Raw genomic sequence first — 25,398 nt, forward strand, 5'->3', positions numbered from 1 at the left:
TTTCTTGGTGTGTTTTGGGTTGGGCCCCCCGCGGTTAATATCCCCCGGGGGCCGGCCCCCGCCCCCCGGGGGGGGGCGGGGGGGGCGCGGGGGGGGGGCGCCCCCCCCGCGGCGCCCCGGCGCCGCCCGCTCGGGGAGGGCGGCGCCGCCGGGGCGGTCGTGGTGGGTGCGGACACGAGCGGGACCTGCTCTCTGGATTCCCCGGGGGGCGGGCTCAGCGGGCGGCGAAGGCCGAGGTGATCTGCGTGGCGGCGTCGCCCGAGGCCTTCGCCACGTCCGCCTTGCCGGTGACGACCTGCTGGAGCATGGTCGGGATGACGGCCTGCGCGTCGATCTGCGCCCAGGCCTGGTCCAGCGGGACGAAGCGGGTGCCGGCCGCGATGGTGTCGGTGAACGGCTTCAGGAAGGCGTCCTTGGCCGCGACCTTGGCGTTGACCGACTTCAGGGTCGGCAGGTTGCCCATCGCGTCGTACATCTGCTCCTGGTAGCCGGGGCTCGCCAGCAGCTGGGCGAACTGCACGGCCAGGGTGCGGTGCTTGGCCGCCTTCATCACGCCGAGGTTGTTGCCGCCGGCGAAGGCCGGGGCGATGGTGCCGGCCTTGCTCCCGGGCAGCGGGACGACGGCGTACTTGTCCTTGGCCGCACCCGCGTCCACCTTGCTGCGGCTGGAGTTGGGCAGGATCGCCATGGCGGCCTTGCCGGCCGCGAACAGGTCGACGGTCTTGCCGCCGGTGAGGTCGGCGCACTGCTGCGCCGGGCAGCCGGCCTCGTCGAACAGGTCGGTGTAGCGCTTCACCCCGGCCTGCGAGGCGGCCGAGTTGATCGCCGCCTTGAACTTGTCGCCGTCCTTGGCGGCGATGTCGCCGCCCGCGTCCCAGACGAAGGGCAGCGCGCCGAAGGTGTACTTGCCGCCGATCGCGATGCCGAAGGTGTCGGAGTGCGCGGCGTGGATCTTCCGGGTGGCGGCGACCAGTTCGTCGTAGGAGGTCGGCGCGGCCAGTCCGGCCTCGGTGAACAGGTCGGTGCGGTAGTACAGCGCGCGCACGCCGACCCACCACGGGAGGCCGTAGGTCTTGCCGTCGAGCACGGAGGTCTTGGCGATCGCCGGGTCCAGGTCGCCCTTGTCCGCCCACTTGTCGAGGTCGGCGCCGATCTCGGCGAGACCGCCGGCCGCGACGTAGCCGGGCAGGTCGGTGTTCCCGAACTCGACCAGGTCCGGGGCGCTGCTGGGATCGTTGAACGCGCCCTTCATCTTGGCGGCGCGGGCCGAGGCGTCGGTGTCGATGTAGCTGACGTTGACGGTGACGCCCTGGTGGGCCGACTGGAACTCGGAGACCGCCTTGGCGACCACCGCCTCCTTGGCAGCGTTGCCGGCCTCGTTGTAGAGCCAGACCTGCAGGGTGCCGGTCTTGTCGTCGGCGGCCTTCTCGCCGGCCGGGACGGCGGTGCCGGGCGAACAGGCCGCGGCGGCGAGACAGGTGGCGGCGAGGACGGCGGCCGCGGTGGTCCGTCTGACGATGCGCATGGGTGGGAAGCCTCCCCTCCCGACAGCTGCCGCCGGGACGCGCCGTCGCGGACGGGCACGTCGCAGCAGGCCCTGACCGGGGCCGATGGTGGATGTGGGGGTGGTGACGCGGGTGGGTACGGCAGTGCGGCCGCTCGTCTGGGCGGCGTCGCCTGCTCGATGCCAGGGACGTTAGGCGGGGGCGCGGACGCCCAACAAGAGCCGATTCGGGAAGTTTTGCAGTGCACAACGCTGTATCGAAAAAGCGGCCCGCATGCCCGTAGGGGGTACGGTTCGACAACCGCCGCAGTCGGACGGCGGAACGAGAGGGGAACGGACCGATGACGGAGCAGACCGCCGCCACCACCGGGAAACCGCGGAAGGCGGCGGGCGAGCGCAACCAGTCCTCGTCGCTGCGCCGCGCACTGTCCGTCCTCGGCTACGTCCGCGACCACGGCGACGGGCGCGGCGTCCCGCTCGCCCAGCTCGCCGAGGCGCTCGACCTCAACAAGTCGACCGTGCTGCGGCTGACCGGCCCGCTGCTCGACGAGCACCTGCTCGACCGCGACCGGGAGACCGGCTGGTTCCGGCTCGGCCACGGCTCGCTCCGGCTCGGCCAGGCCTACCTCTCCACCCTCGACCTGCGCAGCGTCGCCGCCGAGCACCTGCGCCGCCTCCAGCGCGAGGCCGGCGAGACCGTCCACCTGACCGTCTGGCAGGCGCCCGGCATCGTCTACCTGGACAAGGTCGAGGACGAGACCAACGTCCGGATGGCCTCCCGGGTCGGCAGCCGGGCCCCCGCCTACTGCACCGCCACCGGAAAGGCGATCCTGGCCTGGCTCCCCGAGGAGGCGGTCACCGAGGTGGTCGCGGCCGGGCTGCGTCCGGTCACCGCCTGGACCATCTCCGACGAGCCCCGCCTGCGCGCCGACCTCGCCCGCATCCGCGCCCGCGGCTACTCCATCGACGACCGCGAGAACGAGCCCGAGGTCCGCTGCGTGGCCGCCCCGATCTTCGACCACACCGGAGAGGTCACCGCCGCCCTCTCGGTCTCCGGCCTCACCTCCCGGATGACCGCCGCCCGGGTCCGCGCCCTCGGCCCGGTGGTCGCCCAGGTAGGCCTGCGGATCTCCCGCGAACTCGGCTCCGACCGTCCGGTCGGGTGACGCGGGCGGGCCCGCAACGGCCTCAGGGCTCCGTCTCCGGCTCCGGGAAACGCGAACGGGCCCGGTACCTGCTTCAGGTACCGGGCCCGTTCGACCGTGGAGCGCCAGGCCCGGGTCGCACGGACTCTCCCCGCTGAAAGCGGGACGTGCTCTGGTAGCACCGCTGACGCCTGACGAGAGATCATTCCCTCGCGACAGGAAGAACAGTACCAGTCCGGAACACCCGCCCGAACCGCAGGAGAACCACCCATGTCCGTCACCACCCCGGCCGAGACCGTCGAGTACGCCCCCGGCCGGTTCCTGGACGTCCACCGACCCCCGGCCGGCCCCGACGGGCCCCGGCCCGTGCTCCTCCTCTGGCACGGGAAGGCACCCGACTCGCGGTTCGAACTCGCCCCGCTCGCCCGGGAGGCGGCGGCGCACGGCCTGCTGGTGCTCACCCCGGACTGGCGCTCCGACGCGGCGGACAGCGGCCGCGCCGATCTGCTGGCCTCACTGGAGTACACCCACCGGCACGCCGTCGACCACGGCGGCGACACCGCGCTCGGCCTCGTCCTGGCCGGCTGGTCGATGTCCGGCCGGGAGGCGATAGCCGTCGCCACCCGGCGCGACCTGCCCGAGGACCGCCGCCCCACCGCGGCCGTCGGCATCGCCTCCAGCTACGCCCGCCCGGCGGTCACCACCGGCGAGGCACCCCTCACCGCCCTCGCCGACCGCCCCTCCCCCGTCCCGCTGTTCCTGGTCCACGGCACCGGGGACGACCTCGTCCCCGCCGACACCACCCGGGCCCTGGACACCGCGCTGCTGACACCGGCGGCCGAGTTCCTCCAGCCCGACACCGACCACGCGGGCGTCGTCCTGACCGAGTACGACCCGGCCCTCGGGCACTGCGTCGCCGCCCGCGCACCGCACGCCGTCGAGGCCGGTCGCGCAACCGCCGCCCTGCTGGCCCGCGCCGCCGGACTCCCGGTCCGCGCCTGACGGGCACGGGCCCGGCGCCTTCCCGGGAGCCGGGCCCGGCACGGGGTACCGGGCAACGGGTACCGGGCAGCGGGCAGATGCGCGGCCGGGCCGCCGGGCCACTGGAAAACGCGAACGGCCCGGTACCTGAGGAGGTACCGGGCCGTTCGACCGTGGAGCGCCAGGCCCGGGTTGCACGGACTCTCCCCACTGAAAGTGGGACGTGCTCTGGTAGCACCGCTGACGCCTGACGAGGGATTCTGTTTCGTTCGTTTCCCTCGCGACAGGAAGAACACTACCAGCTCGGAGCAGGTGCGCCGGACCACGAACGGCCACCGCCACCGAACCACCGGGCCGTCACAGCTTCATAACGTCATGTCAGCTGAGTGGATGTGACATTGCACATATCACATCATGCTCACCATGAGAAAAGTCATCACCTTACTGTCCGCCGCCACCGCCATCGCCGTGCTCGGCGGCGCCGCCGCCGTCGGCGTCGAACCCGGGGCCGACGGGCTCGACGACCGGAGCGTGCTGTCCGACACCGGACAGGGCACCCTCGCCTGGAGCTCCTGCGAGGACCCGGCCACGCCGGCACTGCAGTGCGCGATGCTCGAAGTCCCGGTGGACTACTCCGCCCCGCGCGGCCGCAAGATCAGGATCAAGCTGAACCGGCTCCCGGCCACCGCGCCCAAGGACAAGCGCCAGGGCCCGATCCTGCTCAACCCCGGCGGCCCCGGGAACTCCGGCCTCTGGATGCCCGCCTTCATCGCCGGACAGATCCCGGCCGACGTCGCCTCCACCTACGACTGGATCGGCTTCGACCCGCGCGGCACCAACGGCAGCGAACCCCACGTCGTCTGCGACCCCGACTACTTCGACGCCGAACGCCCCGACTACCGGCCGGACCAGGGCACCGCGAAGGCCTGGCTGAAGAAGGCCGCCGGCTACGCCTCCGACTGCGCGGCCGACTGGTCCTGGCTGCTCCCCCACATGACCACCGTCGACAACGCCCGCGACATGGACAGCATCCGGCGGGCACTCGGCGAGCCGAAGATCAACTTCTACGGCGGTTCCTGGGGCACCTCACTGGGCTCCACCTACGGACAGCTCTTTCCGTCCCGGGTGCGCCGGATGGTGCTCGACAGCATCGTCGGCCCGACCACCACCTGGTACGAGCACAACAAGCTCCAGGACAAGGAGCACCAGCGCCGTTTCGAGGCGTTCACCGCCTGGACCGCCAAGGCCGACTCCGTCTACCACCTCGGCACCGACCCCGCCGACATCCAGCGCGCCTACGACCAGGTCGAGGCCGCCCTGCGGACCGAGCCGGTGGACGCCGCCCCGGCCGTGGGGAAGATCGGCCCGGCCGAGTTCGAGGACACCTTCTACGGCGGCGGCTACAACTTCCTCCGCTGGCCCCGGATGGCCACCGTGCTCTCCGCATTCGTCACCCAGCACGACACCCGGCCGCTCGCCATCGCCTACAACCGCTACGCGGCCCCCGGCGCCGACGACGGCTCCTTCCCCGCGTACAACGCCGTCCAGTGCACCGAGAACGCCTGGCCGCGCGACTGGGAGTACTGGAAGAAGGACCAGGCCGGGGTCGACGCCGTCGCGCCCTTCTACACCTACAACAACATGTGGTACAACGCCGCCTGCATGTTCTGGCCCTACGAGGGCAACCGGGCCGGCCGGCTGAAGATCACCGGCAAGGGCCTGCCGCCCGTGCTGCTCTTCCAGTCCACCGAGGACGGCGCGACCCCCTACGAGGGCGGACTCGCCATGCGCGACGCGCTGCCCAGCGCCAAGCTCGTCGTCCAGGACGGCGGCAGCTTCCACGAGATCCTGTTCCACGGCAACGCCTGCCTCGACGACACCTTCACCGCCTACCTCCGCGACGGCAGCCTGCCGAACGGCAAGGGCCGGATCGCCAAGACCTGCGCCCCCGGCGCCGAGCCCGACCCGGTCTACGTGACCCCGCCCCCGGCCGCCAAGTCCCTTTCCGGCACGACGGGTCCGACCGATGCGGCACCGCTCGCCCCGACCGACCCCGAGGCCGTCCGCGGCGTGCTCCGCTGATCCTGGGGGAGGAACGCGAACGGGCCCGGTACCTGAAGAGGTACCGGGCCCGTCCGACCGTGGAGCGCCAGGCCCGGGTTGCACGGACTCTCCCCACTGAAAGTGGGACGTGCTCTGGTAGCACCGCTGACGCCTGACGAGGGATTCTGCTTCGTTCGTTTCCCTCGCGACAGGAAGAACACTACCAGGTCGGAACGGGTGTCCGAACCACGGGGAAAGGGCGGGTGACTGGGGGTCACTCGTAGACGACGTCGCCGGCGAGCGTGAAGCCGAGGTCCTGGAGGCGGCGGGCAGTGTCGGCCGGGGAGTGCCCGCGCGCAGTCGCCCGGAGCACCTCCGCCAGCGTGAGGGGCCGGTCGGGACCGGGCCCGACACCGTCCTCCGCCCGCTCGAAGTACTCGGCTCCGTGCGCCGCGACCGTCCCTGGCGGCAGCGGATGGCCCAGCACCTCCAATCGTTCAGCGACTTCCCGGGGTTCCCTTTCGAGATCGTGGGCAGCGGCCAGTACATGCCAGATCCCTGCTCGCCGACCGGGCACCAGCCACGGTGCCTGACCGTCCCGCTGCGCACTGAGCATCAGCAGATCGCCGAACTCGACCGAACCGGACAGGACGGCACCATTGAGCAGTCGGTGGCCGTATCGCATCAACCGGGTAGCGACGTCTTCCGGCGATCGGCGCAGCTTCGCCGCAGCTGCGAGGACGTGTCCGATCGGAACCGGCCTGTCCACCGACAACCAAGGGCGACGCCAGTCAAGGTTCGTGCTGAGAACCAGACGGTCGTCAGTGTGCACCTGATCCGGCGGCACAGCACCCTCGGGCAGGAAGTGTCCCAACAACCCCAGCCGTGCGACTACTTCGGTCGGCGAACAGTTCAGCTCCTCCGCGCACCAGAGGACATGGCCCATCGACACGCTCGCGCCGACCGTGGTCAACTCGGGCTCGTCCTCCTCTTCGTTGTGAATGGCACCACGAAGGAGCACGGTTTCCCGGTAGCCGAAGACCATCGGGATTCGCACCCCGTCCGCCACCGCATGGCCGAGTTGCCGCAGTCTGGCCACAACCTCCGTCGACTCGAGGTCGAGCTGCTTCACAGCCTCCATCACATGCCAGGCCGACACCGCCTCACCGTTTCCCAGAAACGGCCCTTCAGCCATGAGATAGCGACTCAGAAGCTCGTAGTCGTTCTTCTGAAGGGAATCCGGCACAGCCGTTCCATCGAACAAGTGACCCAGTCGGGCGAGACTTTCGATCACGTCATGAGGGCTGCCGCCCGTACTGTCAGCCGCCGCCAGTACCTGCCACAGGGGAGAAGGCATTCCCGGGCTCAACCACTCGGGCTCCTGGCCCGGCTCGAGCAACAACAGGCTACTGGCAACGGGAGGTACCGGAAGCACCAGGTGCTCCGTCGAGCTGACGCCGAGCGCTTCGATTCGCCCCACCACGGTCTCCGGCGTCCGGTCCAACCTCTCGGCAGCAAAGAGGACATGCCCGAGCGGCACGGGCTCCAGGGGATCCAGCCAGGGCGGCCCACCGTCGACACGTCGACTGAGGACCGCAAGATCATCTGCGTCCACCTGGTCCGGCACCCGTTGTCCGTCCCGAAGGGCATATCCCAGCTCTGCCAACCTGGCGACCACATCCCTCGGTCGGTGACCGACCCGCCGAGCGACCCAGAGCACGTGCCCCAGGGGCACGGGTACCGCCGGATCGAGCAGACTGCCACCGTCGTCGAATCCGAACCGCTCACGGCGAGGCTCCCCGCCGTTCGACCGCAACAGAAAGTCGTCGGTAGGCCGGGCGAGAACGGGCCTGGTCCCGTGTGCCCCGGTCACGCCGGGAACGCCACCGGCCGCAGTCCAGGAGAGCATCCGCCAATTCACCACGTGCTCCGACGCCCTGGACGAACCGCTCGGGACGGGCCAGGTCCGCTGTTCGCCGCGTTCCTCCAAGAGTCGGGAGTCCCGGGGGAAGCAGCCGACGACGGTGATGTCCACCTCGTACCCGCACACCGACCACGGCCGGTACCGGTGGGAGACCGCCGCTTCCAGGATCGCATCGGCGAGCAGCGAGTGGTGTTCCACCAGAGCGGAGAGCCACTCGTGGTGGAGCATCGTGCAGCCGTCACGCAGCAGTGCCGGGATCTGCTCGTGCAGCAACCGGAGCGCATGGGCCCGGTCGTAACCAAGGGTCCGGGTGCGGTCGACGGTCAGCCTGGGCGCCCGTGTACCGCTCAGGTCGATCACGGCGCCGTAGAACCGCAGACCCGCCCAGAGCCCGTCGGCCAGGATGCCGCCCCAGGCACCGGTCCACCACACGTCGGCGCGGTCCGTGGCAGCGACCCTCACGTCCTTCCCCCGCACCGCGGTGTCGGCGTACGGATCCTCCGCGCCGAGCGGCGCGAACGGCGACAGCACGCCCGCCTCCCACTCCAGCCGCTCCTCCCCGTCCTCCGCCGTCACGTCGTACGGGGCGATCCACAGCAGCCGCCCCAGCAGCCCGGTGCACGACGGCGCCGTCCCCGGGTTCCGCAGGTGCAGCCGGACGACGGTGCCGGCGTCGTGGCCCCGGCCCAGGTTGCGGATGCGGAAGACCGAGCCCGGGCCGGCGATGTCCACCTGGAGGCGGTCGCCGGGGTGGCCGTCGCGGTCCAGGCGGCAGGTGGTGACGGAGATGTCGTCGGCCATCATGAAGTAGCTCAGCACCCCGATGCCGAAGCGGCTGTTGGGGTGGAACTCGATGCCCTCGGCCCGCCAGGCGGCCTGCTCGTCGAGGAACTCGGGCAGGTCGGCGAAGCGCATGCCCGCGTAGGAGAACACCTCGCGCAGCTCGCGCTCGCCCATGCCGATGCCGTTGTCCCGGCACTCCAGGTAGGCCTGGCCGCGCTCGTCCACGCCCCGGCGGAAGTCGATCCGGCCCGACCACCCGGGCAGGTGCGGGTCGCGGCGGCGGAGGTAGGTGGTGCGGGCGTCCCGGTAGCGGCAGGCGTCGAGGGCGTTCTGGTACAGCTCGCGGATCGCCAGCGCCTGGTCGCCGTAGAGCTGCTCCCCCATCAGGAGTTCCTGGATCCGGTCGTCCGCGAGCCGGAACCGCAGGTCGGTGGACTCGTAGATGGGTCGCCCCCGTTCGTCCGCGGCGGCGTGGACCTGGTCGGCGGTCGCGTGGACGGGCAGGTCCTGGAGCGGGGCGAGCTGGGGGTCGCCGCCGGCGTGGAGGTCGATCACGCCGAGCAGGGTGTCCAGCGCGGCGGCGTGCCGGCGGAGCGCCAGACCGACCGCGGGGTGGTGGCAGGCGGCGGTGAGCACCCTGGTCCGGCCGCGCGGGTCCCAGCGGGCGCCCCGGATCGTCCCGTGCAGTTCGGCGAGGTCGACCGCGTACGAGATGCCGAGGTGTTCGACCACGACGTCCGGCAGCCGCAGCGGGTCGACGGCCAGGTGGTGCGCGACCGCGAGCAGCGCGCCGAGCAGTTCCTCCCGGACGTACTGCTCCGCCTCGGTGGCGCCGGCCAGTTGGCGGACCGGGCGGATCGCGGTGGTGTCGTAGGAGGTCCGGAGCGAACGCAGCAGGCTCGGGAGGGCGTCCAGGGCGAACAGTTCGGCGACCAGGTCCCGGTCTCCGGATGCCGTGAGGTGCTCGGTGAGCGCGCCGACCGGTCCACCCAGGGCGGTCAGGACGCTCTCGTGGTGGCCGCCCGGTCTGCCCGCCAGCCACTGGCGGAACAGCCACCAGGCGATGCCCGCCGCCCCCGCCGGGTCGCCGCCGCGCTCGGCCTGCGCGGCGCGCCGGACCAGCCGCGCGCGGCCCGTGACGAACTGCTCGTAGCCGGCCCGGAGCGGGGAGGGGGCGGCGGCCGGTGCCAGATCGGTGGGCCGCACGGCCATGGCCTCGACCGCGACCCGGTTGGCGCACGCCACGTGGGCGAACGGCGCGGCCACCAGCAGCGCCGCCTCGGCCGGGGCGAGCGCCAGCTTCTCGGCGTTGAGCACCTTGGACAGCAGCCAGCCCAGTCGGCCCGACATCCGCTCGGCGAGGTCGGTCGGCCGCCACGGGTCGTCGGCGAGGGCCCGGTCGTCGGCGGCCGCCGAGGCGGCGAGCCGCTCGACGAGGGCCGTCACGGCCGTGCGCATCGCCTCGGCGCCGGGGCCGTCCGCCACCTGCCGCCAGACCGGGTGCTCCCGGGCCCGGACCACCCAGGGATGCTCCCCCGCCGCGCCGGCGAGCTCGCGGTCGGGCCGCTCGAACAGGACGAAGCCGTCGAGGTCCCCCTCGGCGCGGACCCTGACCCGCTGGCGCGGGCACTCGTGTTCGCTCGTGAGCGCGTCCACGGCCGTCTGGAGCTGCTCCTGGAGGTCGGCGAGGGTGCTCGGACCGGTCTCGCTCGCCACCACGGTGCTGAGCGCCCGTGAGAAGAGGCTGAACGTGGTCCCGCCCGCCGTGGCGTAGCGGGCGCGTTCGCCGGGCGAGCAGGCGTAGACGTGGCAGTAGTGCCGCCTCCCGACCCGGCGGACCTTCGCCTCGGACCAGCCGACGGCGTTGCCCGGCGCCATCTCGCGCATCACGATGCCCTCGCGGCAGGCGTCGACGAGCACGGCCACGTCGCCGGCCAGGCTCTGTTCGACGTACGGGGCGAAGTCGAGCGCCAGGCACTTGCCGCGGAAGTCCCGGGCGCTGGTGAGCGCTCCCTTGGGGACCAGGTAGTCCGTGCCGTCGTGGTGGATGCCGTGGCCGCTGAGGTAGACCAGCAGCGTCTGACCGGCAGCGGCCCGCTGGAAGAAGGTCTCGACGGCGGCGTCGATGCCCTCCCGGTCCGTCTCGTCCGGCTCGTGGACGACCACCTCGTAGCCGGCCGAGGACAGTGCCTCCTCCAGTTCGGCGAGGTCGTCCCGGACGAACGGGAGGTCGGTGATGTGCTCGTCACGGTACTTCGGCACGCCGATCAGCAGTGCCCGGAAGGATCCCTTCATCGTCCGCTCGTCGTCCGCCCCGGCACGTGGATCGTCACGACCGCATGCTTCGCCTGCTCGAACAACGCGTTCCCCATCCCCAGCGGCTGTCAGCGAGACGACACATCATAGGTCGCCCGCCCCTGGCCGTCGGGGCGTCATGCGGCGAGGTCGTAGCGGCCCCCGGGGCGCGGGGCGCGCGGCGCAGCGAGGAGGGCCGCGACCAGGGCGGCCGCGGTGAGGAGGAGGACGTGCGCGGCCTCGGCGGCCGGGGCGGAGAGGTCGAGGGCACCGTGCCGGTGTTCGACGAAACCGTTGTGGAAGAGCCAGGCCGCCGGGCCGATCAGCGGGGCGGCGGAGGGCCGGGAGCGGCCGCCGACGGCGGCGCAGAGGGCGGCGTAGGCGGCGAGCGCGACCCAGGTCGGGCGGAGCTCACCGAGGACGGCGAGGGCGGGCAGCAGGACGGCGGAGGCGGTGAGGGCGAGCGCGGCCGACATCGAGGGGGCGAGGCGGGCGGTCACACCGTCACCGTGAGCCGGGTCCGGGGGTGGCGCTCCATGGCCTCCAGTTCGCGCTGGAGCGGTGGTTTCGGCACGGCCAGCACCGGGCAGGCGGCGTGCCGCACGCAGTAGGCGGTGATCGACGGACGCAGGGTGCGGGCGAGCAGGCCGCGGGGGCCGGCGCCCAGGACGAGCAGGTCGTCCGGCCGGTCGGCGCAGTGGACCAGGGCCTGCCCGGTCTCGCCGCGGACGGCGACGCTGCGCAGCCGGACGCCCGGCCGGGTGCCGCCGAAGGCCTGGTCGAGGGCCTCGCGCAGCCGGGTCGCGGCCGCGTCGCGGCAGGCGGAGAGCAGCGGCGGGCAGGGTGCGCGGCGGTAACCGAACTCGCCGCCGACCGGGGTCCAGCAGTGCACCGCGAGCACCTCGGCGTCGAGCCGACGGGCCTCGGCGACGGCGCGGTGCAGGGCGGCGAGGCTGCCGAGCGAGCCGCTGACGCCGACCACGATCCGGCCGCGGCCGTCGTCCTCCGGCGCCCCCGACCCGCTGGGGAGGGTTGTCGGCTGGTCCGCCATGGCGCTGTCCGTCCTTCCGTAGCGGTCACCGGTCGTTGGTGGCCGGTGCCGTCGGTGCCAGCCAAGCCCGGTGGAGGGGGGAGGGGCGGTTCGTTGACGGAGCTCTGACGCGGGCGGGGCCGGTCCGTACGGGTTCCTGACGCGGGGGCGGTCAAGCGGTGGGTGGCGCCTCCGCCCGCGCGTCGGCCGCCCAGAGTTCGGCGAACATCCGGTCCAACCGCTCCTCGCCGACCGGCGGGACGGGCAGCGGGTGGGCGGCCCGGACGCGGAAGCCGTCGAGCAGCAGCGCGAGGTGGCGGCGCCACAGGTCGGGGCGCAGCTCGGTGGCCACCGGCAGGGACCGGCAGAGCGCGCCGAACACGAACAGCAGGTCCGTGGTGGTGACATCCGCCCGCATGGTGCCCTGCTCCTGCGCGCGGGCGACCAGCGAGCCGACCGTCGCGGCGTTGCGCCGGCTGGTGCCGAGCAGCCCGGGGGCGGTCAGGACGGACCGGGTGACCAGGTCGTTGATCCCCCGGTCGGCGGCGACCAGTTCGAGGATCCGCTCGAAGTAGCACTCGATCGCGCTCCAGGCGTCCTCGGCGGCCAGCGCCTCGGCCCCGGCCTCGGCGACCAGGCTCGCGGCGTTCGCGAAGACCTCGCCGACCAGGGCCTGGCGGGTCGGGAAGTGCCGGTAGAGGGTGGCGTTGCCGACGCCCGCCTCCTTGGCGATCCGGTCGAGCGGGACGTCCAGCCCGTGCCGCGCGAACAGGTCGCGGGCGGTGGCGAGCAGGAGGTCGCGGTTGCGCCGCGCGTCGAGCCGCAGCCGCGCGGGGGGACGGGTACCACCACCGGGACCGCCGGAACCACCGGGACCGCCGAGACCCGTCCTGCTCACTGCCATGCCCCGACCCTAACAACGCGGGAGGGGGCCGCCCGCCCCGCCCCGGCCGGGTGGCCCGGACATCACCGGAGGAAGAACAAGTGGTGGCGGGGGGACCGAAGGACCGGGCCCGACCTGCGACGACGCCGGGCCTCCCAGGGTGCTGGGGGCTTTCCGGTGCCGCAGGGACAGCCCCAGGATGCCGGGGACCGCACCGTCCCCCGACCGGGAGTCCACACCCGTGCTTCGCCTCGCCGCCCGGGCCGCCCCGGCCCTCGCCCTAACCTCCGCCCTGGCCCTTGCCGTCACCACCCCCGCCCTCGCCGATCCGCCGCAGCCGGCCGCCACCGACATCGTCGGGGTGGGCTCGGGGATCTCCGAGGCCCTGCTCAACCAGATCTCCACCGACTACAACGCCGCGCTGGCCGCCGCCGGAGACACCACCTCACCCCGGCTGTACAGCTGGGACTCGACAGGGAACCGGCAGATCACGCCCAAGGCCGGGGCGGACACGATCGTCCGGCCCGACCGGAGCAACGCCGGCGTCCTCTCCCTGAACTCCACCACCAGCCGCACGGTCGACTTCGCCCGCAGCGCCCGCTTGCCGCAGCCCTCCGACCTCACCTCCGACGTGTTCGTGGGCATGGCCAAGGACGCGATCAGCTGGGCCGCCCCTTCCGACGGGTACGCGCCGGCCAACCTGACCACCGCGCAGCTGTCCGACATCTACAACTGCCACAAGACCAACTGGCGGCAGATCGACCCGGCGCTGCCCGACGCCCCCATCGTCCCGGTGCTGGCCGGCAACCTCGTCGTGAGCCAGTACGGCGTCGACGGCGCCCCGACGGACTCGTCCGGCTTCTTCCTCAAGGCCATCAACTACCCGCCGCCGTCCCGCAGTCCCCACTGGGACCGCTCCTGCGTCCGGATCGTCGAGCGCGGTGAGCAGGGCGGCGACGCCGTCCTGCACGACCCCGGCGCCCTCGTGCCCTTCTCCGTCGGAGGCTGCGGCTGGACCACGCACAGCTGAGACACGGCACCGGCCCCGGGCACGAGGTCCGTGCCCGGGGCCGGGGGTGCGTCCGGCGTCCCGCTCAGCGCCGGGCGCCCGGCCGGAGCCAGACCGCCCAGGTGAGGGCGGAGCAGCACAGGTAGGCGACGAGGAAGGCCAGATAGGCGTCGTCGCCGGTGCCGGTACTGAGGAAGGACTGCCGGAAGGCCAGGTTGACCAGTACCCCGCCGAAGGCGCCGATCGCCCCGGCCAGGCCGATCAGGGCGGCGGTGCGGCGGCGGGCGGTCGCCTCGGCGGCGGCCGGGTCGGCGCCGTCGGCGACGGCGAGGCGGGCCCGGCCCTCGTAGTGGGCGGGGATCATCTTGTAGGTCGAGCCGTTGCCGATGCCGCTGAGGACGAAGAGCGCGATGAACCCGGCGAGGAAGAGCGGCAGCGAGCCGGCCCGGGAGGCGGCCAGGACGACGGCGGTGCCGGCGCCCATCGCGACGAAGGTGACCAGCGTGACCCAGGGACCGCCCCAGCGGTCGGCGAGCCGGCCGCCGACGGGCCGCAGCAGGGAGCCGAGCAGCGGGCCCAGGAAGGTGAGTGCGGCCGCCTTGACCGGGGTGTCGAAGCGGTCGTGGAACTGCACCTGGAGCACCTGGCCGAACGCGAACCCGAAGCCGATGAACGAGCCGAAGGTGCCGATGTACAGGACGGAGACGGCCCAGCCGTAGGGGTCCCGGGCGACCTCGCGCAGCGAGCGGTCGGCGGGCGCGCCGGGCTCCCTGGACGGGGTCGGCAGGTTGTCCATCCGGCCCCACGCGAGCGCGGCGGCGGCCAGGATCAGCGGCAGGTAGATCAGCGGCAGCAGCCGGGGGTGGGCGGCGCCGGCGGTGGCGAGCACCAGCAGGCCGAGCAGCTGCACGGCGGGGACGCCGAGGTTGCCGCCGCCGGCGTTGATGCCGAGGGCCCAGCCCTTGAGGCGGTGCGGGTAGAAGGAGTTGATGTTGGCCATCGAGGAGGCGAAGTTGCCGCCGCCGACACCGGCGACGCAGGCCACCGCGAGCAGCGTGCCGTAGGAGACGCCGGGGGTGAGGACGAGCGCCGCCAGACCGGCCGGGACCAGCAGCAGCAGGGCGCTGACCACCGTCCAGGTACGGCCGCCGAACCGGGCGACGGCATAGGTGTACGGGAGCCGGAGCAGGCCGCCGAGCGCGGTGGGCAGGGCGGTCAGGGTGAACTTCCCGGCCGCGTCGATGTGGTACTGCGGGCCGAGGAAGAGCACCAGGACGGACCACAGGCTCCACACCGAGAAGCCTATGTGCTCCGAGAGCACGGAGAGGATCAGGTTGCGGCGGGCGGTGCGGGCACCGGTGCGCTCCCAGAACTCGCGGTCCTCCGGGTCCCAGTGGGTGAGGGTGCGGGTGCCGGCCGTCCGGGCCGGGCGGGTGCCGAGGGCGGTGGTCATGCCCGTTCCTCCTTCCGGGATCCGGTCGCCGCGGCGCGGACCGGCCACCGGCGGAGCACCGCGGGGGTGCCGTCGGGGGCGGTGTCCTCGTCCAGGCAGCGGCCGTCGGTGAGGTCGAAGGTCTGCTTGTACATCGGCGAGGCGAGCGTCGGCCGGCCCGCGCGGCTGCCGAGCAGGCCGCGGGAGAGCACGTGCGCGCCGCTGAACGGGTCGCGGTTGTCGACGGCGTAGAGCGCGCCGGAGCGGTCGAGGAACAGGGCCACCTGGGTGTCGGCGGGGGGCAGCAGGACGGCGACGCCGCGGCCCGGTTGCAGGTCGTCGAGCCTGCAGACGGGCTGCCAGCGGGTGCCGTCGTGGATCTCCACGGTCACTTGGCGAGCACCTCCAGTCGGGGTCCGGCCACGAGGACCGGGGCGGGGGCGGGGAGGACGTGGCCGTCCTCGTCGGGGCGGGCGGGGCGGATCTGGCCGCGTTCGGGGACGAAGGTGACGGCCGGGTCGGGAGTGCCTGGAGCGTTGACGAAGGAGGCGAAGCGGCGGAGCCGGTCCGGGTCGGCCAGCGTAGCGGCCCACTCGTCCTGGTAGGAATCGATGTGGCGGGCCATCAGGGCGTCGAGTTCGGCCGCGATGCCGAGCGCGTCGTCCAGGACGACCGCGCGCAGGTGGTCCAGACCACCGTCGAGCCGCTCCAGCCAGACCGAGGTGCGCTCCAGCCGGTCGGCGGTCCGGATGTAGAACATCAGGTAGCGGTCGACGGTGCGGATCAGCGTCTCGCGGTCCAGGTCGGCGGCGAGCAGGTCGGCGTGCCGGGGCGTCGTCCCGCCGTTGCCGCCGACGTAGAGGTTCCAGCCGGTGGAGGTGGCGATGACGCCGAAGTCCTTGCTCTGCGCCTCGGCGCACTCGCGGGCGCAGCCGGAGACCGCCGACTTGAGCTTGTGCGGGGAGCGCAACCCCCGGTAGCGAAGCTCGAGTTCGATGGCGAGGCCGACCGAGTCCTGGACGCCGTAGCGGCACCAGGTCTCGCCCACGCAGGACTTCACGGTGCGCAGCGCCTTGCCGTAGGCGTGCCCGGACTCGAATCCGGCGTCCACCAGCCTGGCCCAGATGGCGGGGAGCTGGTCGACGCCGGCGCCGAACAGGTCGATCCGCTGGCCACCGGTGATCTTGGTGTAGAGGCCGAAGTCGCGGGCCACCTCGCCGATGGCGATCAGGCCGTCCGGGGTGATCTCGCCACCGGGCACCCGGGGCACCACCGAATAGGAGCCGTTGCGCTGGAGGTTGGCCAGGAAGTGGTCGTTGGAGTCCTGGAGGGCGGCCTGTTCGCCGTCCAGGATGTGACCGTTGGAGAGGCTGGCCAGGATCGAGGCGACGGTCGGCTTGCAGATGTCGCAGCCCTCGCCGGTGCCGTGCCGGTCGACCAGCGCGGAGAACGTGCTGATGCCGGTGACCAGGACGATCTCGTACAGCTCGGCGCGGCTCTGCCGGAAGTGCTCGCACAGGCCGGTCCCCACCTCGGCCCCCGCGGCGGCGAGTTCCTCGGTCACGACGGTGCCGAGCTGCTTGAGGCAGCTGCCGCAGCCGGTGCCCGCCCGGGTGCACTTCTTGACCTCGGCGACGCTGCCCGCGTCCTGCTCCCGGACGGCGGCCCGCACGGCGCCCTGGGTGACGTTGTGGCAGGAGCAGAGCACCGCGTCGTCGGGCAGCGCGATCGGGCCGACGGCGGCGGACCCGGCGGGCAGCACCAGCTGTTCGGGCGGGACGGTGAGCGGCCGGCCGGCCGTCGCCAAGGGGCGCAGGGTGCCGTAGGCGTCGGTGTCGCCGACCAGCACGCCGCCGAGCAGGGCCCCGTCGGCGCCGATCACCAGCTTGCGGTAGACGCCCAGCCGGCCGTCGCTGTAGAGCACGTCGAGGGCGCCCTCGGCGGTGCCGTGCGGGTCGCCGAAGCTGGCGACGTCGACACCGAGCAGCTTGAGCTTGGTCGAGGTGTCGGCGCCGGAGAAGCCGGGGCCGGGGCGGCCGGCGAGTTCGCGGGCCGCCGTCTCGGCCATCTGGTAGCCGGGGGCGACCAGTCCGTAGACCCGGCCGTCGGCGGCCTGGGCGCACTCGCCGATGGCGAGGACGGCCGGGTCCTCGGTGCGGCAGCGCTCGTCGACGACGATGCCGCCGCGCGGGCCGACCGCCAGGCCGCAGTCCCGGGCGAGCCCGTCCCGGGGGCGGACGCCGGCCGAGAACACCACCAGGTCGGCGGCGAGTTCGCGGCCGTCGGAGAGGAGCAGGCCGCGCACCGCGCCGTCCGGACCGGTGGCGACCCCGCTCGCGGCGGCCGCGGTGTGGACGGTGACGCCGAGCTCCTCGATCTTGCGGCGGAGCAGTTCGCCGCCGCCCTCGTCGACCTGGACGGCCATCAGGCGCGGGGCGAACTCGACCACATGGGTGGTGAGTCCCATCGCTCGCAGCGCGCCTGCCGCCTCCAGGCCGAGCAGGCCGCCGCCGACCACGATGCCGGTGCCGCCGCCCGCCACCACGGCCCTCGTCGCATCGGCGCGGATCGCGTCGAGGTCCTCGACGGTCCGGTAGACGTGGCAGCCGGCGGCGTCCCGGCCGGGCACGGGCGGCACGAACGGGGCCGAGCCGGTGGCCAGCACCAGTTCGTCGTACCGCAGCCGGGCGCCGGAGCGGGTGGTGACGGTGCGGGCGGCGCGGTCGATGGCGGTGACCGGGTCGCCGAGGCGCAGCTCGATGCCGTGCTCGGCCAGGAAGCCGGGCGGGCAGAGCGTGAGGTCCTCGGGTGTGCGGCCCTCGAAGAGGGAGCTGAGGTGGACGCGGTCGTAGGCGGGGCGGGGCTCCTCGGCGAGCACGGTGACCCGCCGTCGCCGGGCGCCGGGCTGCTCGGTCCAGGCCTCCAGGAAGCGCTGGCCGACCATACCGTGGCCGACCAGGACGAGGTCCAGCGGCGGCTCGGCCGGCTCGGCCGTGTGCGACGTCATGCGTGACTCCTCGGGTGGTGCGGGGGCTGGGTGCCGGGTGGGACGGGGTGGGGGCGGCCGGGGTGGCCGGGGCCGGCGGGGGCCGGCGGGGTGGGGGCGCCGGTGGAGTCGGGGCCGGTGGAGTGGGGGCCGGTGGAGTGGGGGGTACGGAGTGGGGCCGGAAGCGGAGGCGGAGGCGGAAGCGGAGGCGGAAGCGGAGGCGGAAGCGGAGGCGGAGGCGGAGGCGGCCGGGGTTCGGCGGTCCCGCTCCCCGGTGCCCCGGGACCGTGCCGAGAAATTTCGCCGGTGGTCGTTTCGCCTCCGGGTCCGCCGTGTTGCGCCCGCGGTACGCCTCGCTCACACCCGGTACCGTCCGACGTGCGGCTCCTGACATGCCCCGTAACGGGAACGGCTGCTTCGCTAACGCCGGGGAGACGGGCGGGCAATCAGCCCGTAACGAGAGCCCCGCACCCTTTCGGCCATGGCAACAACCACCCTCACCGGACCGCGCCCCACCCCGCGGCCCGGGCCCCTCACCGGCTTCACCATCGGGGTGACCGCCGCCCGCCGCCGGGACGAGCTGACCGCGCTGCTCACCCGGCGCGGCGCCCAGGTCGTCGAGGCACCGGTGCTGCGGATCATGCCGCTCGCCGACGACCTCGCCCTGCGCCGGGCCACCGAGTCCTGCCTGACCGGGCCGCTCGACTACGTGGTGGCCACCACCGGCGTCGGCTGGCGCGGCTGGATGAGCGCCGCCGAGGGCTGGGGCCGGGGTGCCGCCCTCGCCGAGGCGTGCCGGCGGGCCGTCGTCCTCACCCGCGGCCCCAAGGCCACCGGCGCCGTCCGGGCCAGCGGCCTCGGCGAGGGCTTCTCCCCCGGCTCCGAGGCCACCGACGAACTGCTGACCTGGCTGCTCGCCCGCCCGCTGACCGGCCGGCGGATCGCCGTCCAGGAACACGGGGTGCGGCTCGACGACTTCGCGGCCGCGCTGCGCGAACGCGGCGCCGAGGTGATCTCCGTGCCCGTCTACCGCTGGGCCCCTCCGGACGACCCGGCCCCGGTGCGGCGGCTGGTCGAACAGACCGTCCGCCGGCAGGTCCACGCCCTCGCGTTCACCAGCGCCCCCGCGGTCACCGCGTTCGTCGAGACGGCCGCCGCCGACGGCCTGCGCGACGCGCTGCTGGACGCGCTGCGCGGGGACGTCCTGCCGGTCTGCGTCGGCGCGCTCTGCGCCCGGCCGTTCGCCGACCTCGGTCTGCCCGCGGAGTTCCCCGAGCGCGGCCGCCTGGGCTCGCTGGTGCGGCTGCTCGCGGAGACCCTGCCGAGCCGGGGCCGCCGCGAACTCGACCTGGGGAGCGTCCGGTTGACCCTCCAGGGGAACGCCGCCCTGGTCGACGGGGACAGCCGCCTGCTCAGCCCGCGCGGCGCCGCCGTGCTGCGCGCGCTCGCCGAACGCCCCGGGCACGTGCTCAGCCGCGCCGACCTGCTGCGCACGGCCTGGCCGGACGCCGCCGCCGACGAACACGCCGTCGAGGCGGCGGTCGGGCGGCTGCGGGCGGCACTCGGGCCGCACGGGAAGCTGATCCGCACCGTGCCCAAGCGCGGCTACCGGTTGGCGGTGGCCTGATGGGGGCGGGGTCGGCGGGGGAAGGGGTGGCGGAGCGCCGCTCGGCGGGGGAAGAGGCGGCAGGGCGTCGGCCTGCGGGGGAAGAGGCGGCGAGGGTCCGGCCTGCGGGGGAAGAGGTGGCGGAACGCCGGCCTGCGGGGGCGGGGCGTCGACCGGCCGGGAGTCGGCCGGTCCTGCTCGCGGTCGCGCACGGCAGCCGCTCCGCCGCCGGAGTGGCCGCGAACCGGGCACTGCTGCGCCGGGTCCGGGTGCTGCGCCCGGGCCTCGACGTCCGCTGCTGCTTCCTGGACCTCGCCCGGCCCGCCCTGCCCGAGGCGCTCGCCGCGCTGGACGGGCGGGCGGCGGTGCTGGTCCCGCTGCTGCTCGGGGGTGGCTACCACCTGCGGGTCGACCTGCCCGGGGCGCTCGCCGCCGCCGGGCTGGCCCGCCTTCCGCTCGCCCGGGCTCTCGGCCCCCACCCACTGCTGGCCGCAGCGCTCGCCGAGCGCCTCACCGCGGCCGGTCGCCCGGCCGGTGCCGGGCCGGTGGTCCTCGCGGCGGCCGGCTCCTCCGACCCGGGCGCCAACGCCGACACCGCGCGGACCGCCGAGCTGCTCGCCGACCGCCTCGGCGACGGCAGCCCGGTCGTCCCCGCCTACCTGTCCGCCGCCCGCCCGACCCCCCGGGAGGCGGTCGCCGCCCTGCACGCCGCCGGCCACCGCCACGTCGCCGTCGCCACCCATCTGCTCGCCCCCGGTTTCTTCGCCGACCGGGCCGCCGCCACCGGCGCCCGCTGGACGAGCGCCCCGCTCGGCACCCACGAGGCGCTCGCCCGACTGGTCGCCCTGCGCTACGACCAGGCCCGGACCGAATCGCTCGCCGCCGCCCGTTGACCGTCGGACCCGACCGTCAGGCGCGCCGCCGCCGGTGGTACGCGTACGTCAGCGCAAGGATCAGCGGCCCCCAGAGCACGAACAGCCCGCTCACCACCGCGGCCAGCGCCCGCCACCAGCCGTCGACGAACCCGACGTCCTGGAAACCCGCGAGCTCGAAGGTGGTGAGCACCCACTGCGCGGTCAGCACCGTGAACGCACCGCCCGCCACCGCCCCGGCGGCGACCACGACCCGCGCGGGCACCCGCTCGCCCCACGGCCGGACCAGCCCGGCGCAGAGCAGCGCGAAGGCCTCGGAGAGCAGGCTCAACGCGAGGACGTAGGGCACCGTCACCCAGAGCGGGAGCTCCTCGCGCGGCATGTCCATCCCCATCTGGAACCCGAACCCGAACGGCAGCCGCCACAGGCACACCGGCAGGGCGAGCAGGGGCAGCGCCCGTGCGGTGCGCAGCGCCCAGACGGGGACGGGTCGTTCGGCGGCCCGGGTGGTCGCGCTCGTAGTCACCTCGCTCGTGGTCGGTGCGCTCGTGGTCGGTGCGCTCGCACTCGCGGTCGTCGCGGTCGTCGCGCTCGTGGTCGGTGCACTCGCGCTCGCGGTCGTCGCGATCGTGGTCATGTCCGTCGTGGTCGTCGCGCTCGTGGTCATGCCTCCACCCTCCGCCCGCACCGCGCTCCCCGGGATCGTGCGCGGGCCCGATCCCCCTCCCCCGCCCGGGGGAGGCCCGTCGCCCGGGCTCCCCCTGGCTGTCGACCTCCTCACACCCGGCGCACAATCCCCCACCGCGCTCCCGCCGCCCCCTAAGGTGATCTTCCTCGGCGCGGACGCGGACCGGACGATGGGGTGGAGCAGATGAGCATGTCCCTCACGGCACATCAGCTGATCGGGCTGCTGGTCGACCCCGGCTCCTTCGTGAGCTGGGACGATCCGGTGACCACCGAACCCCGCGACGCCGAGTACCGGGCGAGCCTGACCCGCGCCCGGGAGCGCACCGGTATCGACGAAGCGGTCGTCACCGGCATCGGTCGGATCGGTGGCGGACAAGCAGCCCTGATCGCCTCCGAGTTCGGCTTCCTCGGCGGGTCGATCGGGGTGGCCACGGCCGAACGGATCACCCGGGCCGTCGAACAGGCCACCGCTGCCCGGCTCCCGCTGATCGCCCTCCCGGTCTCCGGCGGCACCCGGATGCAGGAGGGGTCGGCGGCATTCCTGTGCATGCTGCGGATCACCGCCGCCGTCCAGGCCCACCGGGCGGCCGGGCTCCCCTACCTCACCTATCTGCGCAACCCCACCATGGGCGGGGTGTTCGCGTCCTGGGGCACCCTCGGCCACCTGGTTCTCGCCGAGCCGGCGGCGCGGCTGGGCTTCCTCGGCCCGCGCGTGTACGAGGAACTGCGGGGCGTGCAGCTTCCGCCCGACGTGCAGCGCGCCGAGACGCTGGCCGAACGCGGACTGGTGGACGCGGTGGTCGCGCCCGAGGAACTGCGCGAGGTCCTGCGCCGCTCCCTGTCCGTCCTCACCCGCCGCGCGCTGCCCTCCCCCGCCGTTGTTCCTCGGTTCCCGGGCTCCGCCACCGCTACCGCCTCTGCCTCTGCCACCGCCTCTGCCACCGCCCCGGCCGAACGTCCCGGCGCCGCCGCCGAACGCCCCGACGCCTGGGAGGCCGTCCTCCGCACCCGTCACCCCGACCGCCCCGGCACCCGCGAACTGCTGCGCCGCACCACCGAGGAGCTCGTCCTCCTCGACGCCCCCGGCGGCCGCGACGGAGCCCTCGTCCGGGCTCTCGCGGTGCTGGACGGCCAACCCGCCGTGGTCGTCGGCCAGCAGCGCCGGGCCGGTGCCCAGGAACGCCCCTTCACCGCCGCCGACCTGCGCTCCGTCCGCCGCACCGCCCGGTTCGCCGAACAGCTCGGCCTCCCGCTCGTCACCGTCGTCGACACGGCGGGCGCCGAACTCTCCGCCCAGGCGGAGCTCGACGGCGTGGCCGTGGAGATCGCCCACTGCCTCACCACCCTCCTCTCCCTGCGAACCCCCGTTCTCGCCGTCCTCCTGGGCCAGGGATCCGGCGGCGGCGCACTGGCGCTGCTTCCTGCCGACCACGTCCTCGCCGCCGGCAACGCCTGGCTCGCACCACTCCCCCCGGAGGGCGCGTCCGCGATCGTCCACCGCGACGGCTCCCACGCCCCCGAACTCGCCCGCGCGCAGGGCATCGGCGCCCACGACCTCGCCGCCGTCGGCCTGGTCGACACCGTGATCCCCGAGCTTCCCGACGCCGCCGACGAGCCCGCCGCCTTCTGCGCCCGCCTCGGTCACGCCGTCTCCACCGCCCTCGCGACCCTCACGGCCACCCCCGCGTCCGACCGCCTCACCGCCCGCACCATCCGCCACCGCCGCCTGGGCGACCTCGTCACCTGACGACGGGGACCGGGCTCCGAGCTTGTCGGGCCTCGGGGGATGCCGGGCTACGGGGATGCCGGGCTTCGCCCCGTGCTCCTGTGGTGCCGGTCTCAGATCAACGGCGACGTGGTGTGCCGACGGCGCGGCCCTGGGTGACGGGGGCGGCGTTCAAACGGTGAGTGCGCTCACAGGGAATCCGTCGGCACGACGGCCGGTAGTGCTCACGGCCGGTGCGGCGCGGGCACCGAATCCGCGCAGGTCAGGGCCGCCCGTCGGCGGCCTTCGAATCGACGGCACGCGAGACCGCTACGACGGGGCGTCGTAGCGGAGGGGTCTTGGCGGTGGCCGATCCCGTCTGTCAACAATGGCTCTCGTCGCCAGCCGTACCCGGTACCTGTCCCACCGGAGTACGGCTCTTCACGAACTACTGCCGGTGCGCGCCCCGCGACCGTTACGGCCCCTGTCCGGCCACGGTCCGGGCGGGGCGAGCACCGGCCCAACCTGATTGAGGTCTTGTTCTTCATGCCCGCTTTCAAGCTTCGTATGCGTACCTCGGCCGCTCTTCTTGCCGGTGCCGCCGGTCTGACCGCGATCGGCGCGGGTGTCATGCCCGCCACCGCGTCCGCGGCGACCGCCTCGCCGCAGGCCATCGCCGCGCAGATCGTGCCGGCGAACCAGCTCTCCTCGTTCAGCCAGATCATCGCCCACGAGTCCAGCTGGAACGTGACCGCGACCAACCCGAGCTCGGGTGCGTACGGCCTGGCGCAGGCGCTGCCGGGTTCCAAGATGGCCACCCACGGCTCCGACTGGAAGACCAACGCCACCACCCAGATCCGCTGGGCGCTGGACTACATGAACAGCCGCTACGGCAGCCCGAACGCCGCCTGGACCTTCTGGCAGAACCACCACTGGTACTAAGCCGACCCGAGGAATCCTCCACGGCGACGGCATCCGGACCAACTGTCCCCCCTCACCCCGGGGTCGGACAGGGACCACCGGGGTGACCGGGGCCCGGCCGCGCGCGATCCGCGCGGCCGGGCCCTCGGCCGTTCCCGCGGTTCCCGCTTCCCTGCCCGCCGGTCGCGTGTCCGCCCGCCCTGTCGTACCCAGCGGATATATTCGGGCCGAGACGAAGTCCCGCCATCGTTCGGGCCGTGCCCGGTCCCGCCCCGCCCCGTTCGAGGAGCACCCGGTGCCCAAGCCCCCGCGCCCGGCGACCGCCACCACCCGGACCGTGGCGCAGGTCAACCAGACCGTGCTGCTGGAGGTGCTGCGCCGCAACGGCTCGCTCTCCCGGCAACGGCTGGCGACCGAGAGCGGACTGTCCACCGCGACCGTGCACCGTCTGGTCGAGGCCCTGCGCACGGCCGGGCTGGTCGTCGTGGAGCCCGAGCGCGCGCCGTCCAGCGGCGGCCGCCCGCCACAGCTGATCCGCTACAACGCCGGGGCGCAGACCGTCCTGGCCGTGGCACTGCGACCGCGCCGCGTCGTCGGTGTGGTCACGGACCTGCACGGCACGGTGCTGCACGAGGCCGAACGGCAGTGGGCGCCGGCGCTGGGCCCCGACCGCACCCGTGAACCGTCCGCCGAGGAACTCACCGGACCGCTGCTGGCGCTCGTGGACGGCCTGAACCGCTGGGCCGCGCGGCACGCGGGCACACCGCGCGCCCTGGTGGTCGGGGTGCCCGGTGCGGTCCGGGACCGGGGCACCGGGCTGGTGGAGTTCGCACCGGCGCTGGACTGGCCCGGGCTGCGGTTGCGCGCCCCGCTCCAGGAGCGGCTGGGCGTGCCGGTGGCGGTCGAGAGCAATGTCGATCTGGTCGCGCTGGCCGTCCAGCACACCGAGGCCGGCGCGGGTGCGAGCGACCTCGTCGCCGTGACGGTCGGGATCGAGGTCGGCGCCGGGATCGTGCTCGGCGGCCGGCTGCACCGGGGACGGCTGGGCTCGGCCGGCGCCCTCGGCCACCTGATGACCGACTGCCGGGCCCTGGAGCGTCCGGCGGGGCGCACCGGCGACACCCAGGCGAGGCTCGGTGACCGGGCCGTCGACCTGCGGATCACCGAGGCCGGACTGGCCGTGTCCGGGAGTTCGACCGAGCGGGTCGCCGAACTGTTCCGGCTGGCCCGGGCGGGGGTGCCGGCGGCGGTGCGCCTGGTGGACGAGTTCACCGACGACCTGGCCCTGCTGGTGGCGCGGACCGTCAGCGTCCTCGGCCCCGAACTCGTGGCCCTGGGCGGGCGACTGCTGCGCGAGAGCGGTGGCGGGATGCTGCCCGCGATCGAGTCCCGCCTCCAGGGCCGGGTGCCGGTTCTGCCGCAGCTGATGACGATCCCGGCCGGCGCCACCGAACTGGCCGGCGCCATCGCGGCCGCCGTCCGGCTCGCCGACGGGGCCACGTTCATCACGCGCTGAGCCGCGGCGCCGAGCCGGGGCGCTGAGCCAGGGCGCCGAGCCGGGGCGGTGCCTCCTGTCCCTGCCCCTGTCCCGA

19 protein-coding genes are annotated in these 25,398 nt (G+C 74.1%); 10 read left to right on the forward strand and 9 right to left on the reverse strand.

The genetic code is table 11. From position 1 onward, the window contains the following. Nucleotides 1-214: 214 nt before the first annotated feature. Nucleotides 215-1,525 carry an extracellular solute-binding protein gene (locus ACIPYS_RS16800; RefSeq protein WP_093859289.1) on the reverse strand — a complete coding sequence of 437 codons (1,311 nt, stop codon included), beginning with the start codon at nucleotides 1,523-1,525 and terminating at the stop codon, nucleotides 215-217. A gap of 320 nt (nucleotides 1,526-1,845) precedes the next feature. Here ACIPYS_RS16800 and ACIPYS_RS16805 point away from each other — a divergent pair, with 320 nt between their 5' ends. The 3 genes from ACIPYS_RS16805 to ACIPYS_RS16815 all read left to right on the forward strand — a co-directional run bounded on the left by ACIPYS_RS16805 (nucleotide 1,846) and on the right by ACIPYS_RS16815 (nucleotide 5,712). After that, on the forward strand, nucleotides 1,846-2,670 hold the full coding sequence (locus tag ACIPYS_RS16805) for an IclR family transcriptional regulator (protein ID WP_093859290.1): 825 nt from the start codon (nucleotides 1,846-1,848) through the stop codon (nucleotides 2,668-2,670). Between the two features lie 249 nt (nucleotides 2,671-2,919). Beyond that, nucleotides 2,920-3,651 (forward strand): alpha/beta hydrolase family protein, encoded by a 732-nt coding sequence (locus tag ACIPYS_RS16810; RefSeq protein WP_400746855.1) that lies wholly within the window; start codon nucleotides 2,920-2,922, stop codon nucleotides 3,649-3,651. A gap of 402 nt (nucleotides 3,652-4,053) precedes the next feature. After that, nucleotides 4,054-5,712 carry an alpha/beta hydrolase gene (locus ACIPYS_RS16815; protein ID WP_400746857.1) on the forward strand — a complete coding sequence of 553 codons (1,659 nt, stop codon included), beginning with the start codon at nucleotides 4,054-4,056 and terminating at the stop codon, nucleotides 5,710-5,712. A 235-nt stretch (nucleotides 5,713-5,947) separates the two neighbouring features. On the opposite strand, the gene ACIPYS_RS16820 is transcribed toward ACIPYS_RS16815, so the two are convergent. From ACIPYS_RS16820 to ACIPYS_RS16835, 4 genes are all read right to left on the reverse strand, one after another. After that, a complete protein-coding gene (locus ACIPYS_RS16820; protein WP_400746859.1) occupies nucleotides 5,948-10,675 on the reverse strand; it encodes a caspase family protein in 4,728 nt (1,575 codons plus the stop codon). Between the two features lie 137 nt (nucleotides 10,676-10,812). After that, the gene (locus tag ACIPYS_RS16825) at nucleotides 10,813-11,175 is read right to left on the reverse strand and encodes a hypothetical protein (protein WP_400746861.1); all 363 of its coding nucleotides are present in this window, start codon (nucleotides 11,173-11,175) and stop codon (nucleotides 10,813-10,815) included. Beyond that, nucleotides 11,172-11,726, reverse strand: coding sequence for a universal stress protein (locus ACIPYS_RS16830; protein ID WP_400746862.1), 555 nt, complete (start codon nucleotides 11,724-11,726; stop codon nucleotides 11,172-11,174). The genes ACIPYS_RS16825 and ACIPYS_RS16830 overlap by 4 nt, the downstream gene beginning before the upstream one ends. A gap of 151 nt (nucleotides 11,727-11,877) precedes the next feature. Further along, nucleotides 11,878-12,609, reverse strand: coding sequence for a TetR/AcrR family transcriptional regulator (locus ACIPYS_RS16835; protein WP_400746864.1), 732 nt, complete (start codon nucleotides 12,607-12,609; stop codon nucleotides 11,878-11,880). A 220-nt stretch (nucleotides 12,610-12,829) separates the two neighbouring features. Here ACIPYS_RS16835 and ACIPYS_RS16840 point away from each other — a divergent pair, with 220 nt between their 5' ends. After that, nucleotides 12,830-13,618, forward strand: coding sequence for a substrate-binding domain-containing protein (locus ACIPYS_RS16840; protein ID WP_400746866.1), 789 nt, complete (start codon nucleotides 12,830-12,832; stop codon nucleotides 13,616-13,618). Nucleotides 13,619-13,682: 64 nt separating this feature from the next. Here the strand turns inward: ACIPYS_RS16840 and ACIPYS_RS16845 are convergent, their stop codons facing one another. From ACIPYS_RS16845 to nirB, 3 genes are read right to left on the reverse strand one after another with little or no spacing between them, the layout of a single operon-like run. Then, on the reverse strand, nucleotides 13,683-15,050 hold the full coding sequence (locus tag ACIPYS_RS16845) for a nitrate/nitrite transporter (RefSeq protein ID WP_093859297.1): 1,368 nt from the start codon (nucleotides 15,048-15,050) through the stop codon (nucleotides 13,683-13,685). Continuing rightward, the gene (gene nirD / locus ACIPYS_RS16850) at nucleotides 15,047-15,421 is read right to left on the reverse strand and encodes a nitrite reductase small subunit NirD (RefSeq protein ID WP_093859298.1); all 375 of its coding nucleotides are present in this window, start codon (nucleotides 15,419-15,421) and stop codon (nucleotides 15,047-15,049) included. Before nirD ends, ACIPYS_RS16845 begins: the two co-directional genes overlap by 4 nt. Then, nucleotides 15,418-18,036, reverse strand: a complete 2,619-nt coding sequence (gene nirB / locus ACIPYS_RS16855; RefSeq protein ID WP_400746868.1) for a nitrite reductase large subunit NirB — start codon at nucleotides 18,034-18,036, stop codon at nucleotides 15,418-15,420. The genes nirD and nirB overlap by 4 nt, the downstream gene beginning before the upstream one ends. A 460-nt stretch (nucleotides 18,037-18,496) precedes the next feature. Between nirB and ACIPYS_RS16860 the strand changes: the two genes are divergently transcribed. Together ACIPYS_RS16860 and ACIPYS_RS16865 are read left to right on the forward strand one after the other, a co-directional pair. After that, nucleotides 18,497-19,642: a uroporphyrinogen-III synthase gene (locus ACIPYS_RS16860; protein ID WP_093859300.1), complete on the forward strand. Its 1,146-nt coding sequence runs from the start codon at nucleotides 18,497-18,499 to the stop codon at nucleotides 19,640-19,642. 116 nt (nucleotides 19,643-19,758) lie between these two features. Then, nucleotides 19,759-20,514, forward strand: coding sequence for a sirohydrochlorin chelatase (locus ACIPYS_RS16865; RefSeq protein WP_173862012.1), 756 nt, complete (start codon nucleotides 19,759-19,761; stop codon nucleotides 20,512-20,514). 16 nt (nucleotides 20,515-20,530) lie between these two features. Here ACIPYS_RS16865 and ACIPYS_RS16870 read toward each other — a convergent pair whose 3' ends face one another. Then, a complete protein-coding gene (locus ACIPYS_RS16870) occupies nucleotides 20,531-21,019 on the reverse strand; it encodes a hypothetical protein (RefSeq protein ID WP_400746871.1) in 489 nt (162 codons plus the stop codon). Here ACIPYS_RS16870 and ACIPYS_RS16875 point away from each other — a divergent pair. The 4 genes from ACIPYS_RS16875 to ACIPYS_RS16890 all read left to right on the forward strand — a co-directional run bounded on the left by ACIPYS_RS16875 (nucleotide 21,000) and on the right by ACIPYS_RS16890 (nucleotide 25,322). After that, complete coding sequence (locus ACIPYS_RS16875) at nucleotides 21,000-21,368, forward strand: hypothetical protein (RefSeq protein WP_400746873.1); 369 nt, start codon at nucleotides 21,000-21,002, stop codon at nucleotides 21,366-21,368. The genes ACIPYS_RS16870 and ACIPYS_RS16875 overlap by 20 nt on opposite strands. Beyond that, nucleotides 21,365-22,927 carry a carboxyl transferase domain-containing protein gene (locus ACIPYS_RS16880; RefSeq protein ID WP_400746875.1) on the forward strand — a complete coding sequence of 521 codons (1,563 nt, stop codon included), beginning with the start codon at nucleotides 21,365-21,367 and terminating at the stop codon, nucleotides 22,925-22,927. The genes ACIPYS_RS16875 and ACIPYS_RS16880 overlap by 4 nt, the downstream gene beginning before the upstream one ends. Nucleotides 22,928-23,452: 525 nt before the next feature. Next, the gene (locus ACIPYS_RS16885) at nucleotides 23,453-23,827 is read left to right on the forward strand and encodes a transglycosylase SLT domain-containing protein (RefSeq protein ID WP_400746877.1); all 375 of its coding nucleotides are present in this window, start codon (nucleotides 23,453-23,455) and stop codon (nucleotides 23,825-23,827) included. A gap of 274 nt (nucleotides 23,828-24,101) precedes the next feature. Next, nucleotides 24,102-25,322 carry an ROK family protein gene (locus tag ACIPYS_RS16890; RefSeq protein ID WP_400746879.1) on the forward strand — a complete coding sequence of 407 codons (1,221 nt, stop codon included), beginning with the start codon at nucleotides 24,102-24,104 and terminating at the stop codon, nucleotides 25,320-25,322. The last annotated feature ends 76 nt before the right edge of the window (nucleotides 25,323-25,398 follow it).

It is taken from the genome of Kitasatospora sp. NPDC089913 (assembly GCF_044748625.1).
Lineage (GTDB): Bacteria > Actinomycetota > Actinomycetes > Streptomycetales > Streptomycetaceae > Kitasatospora.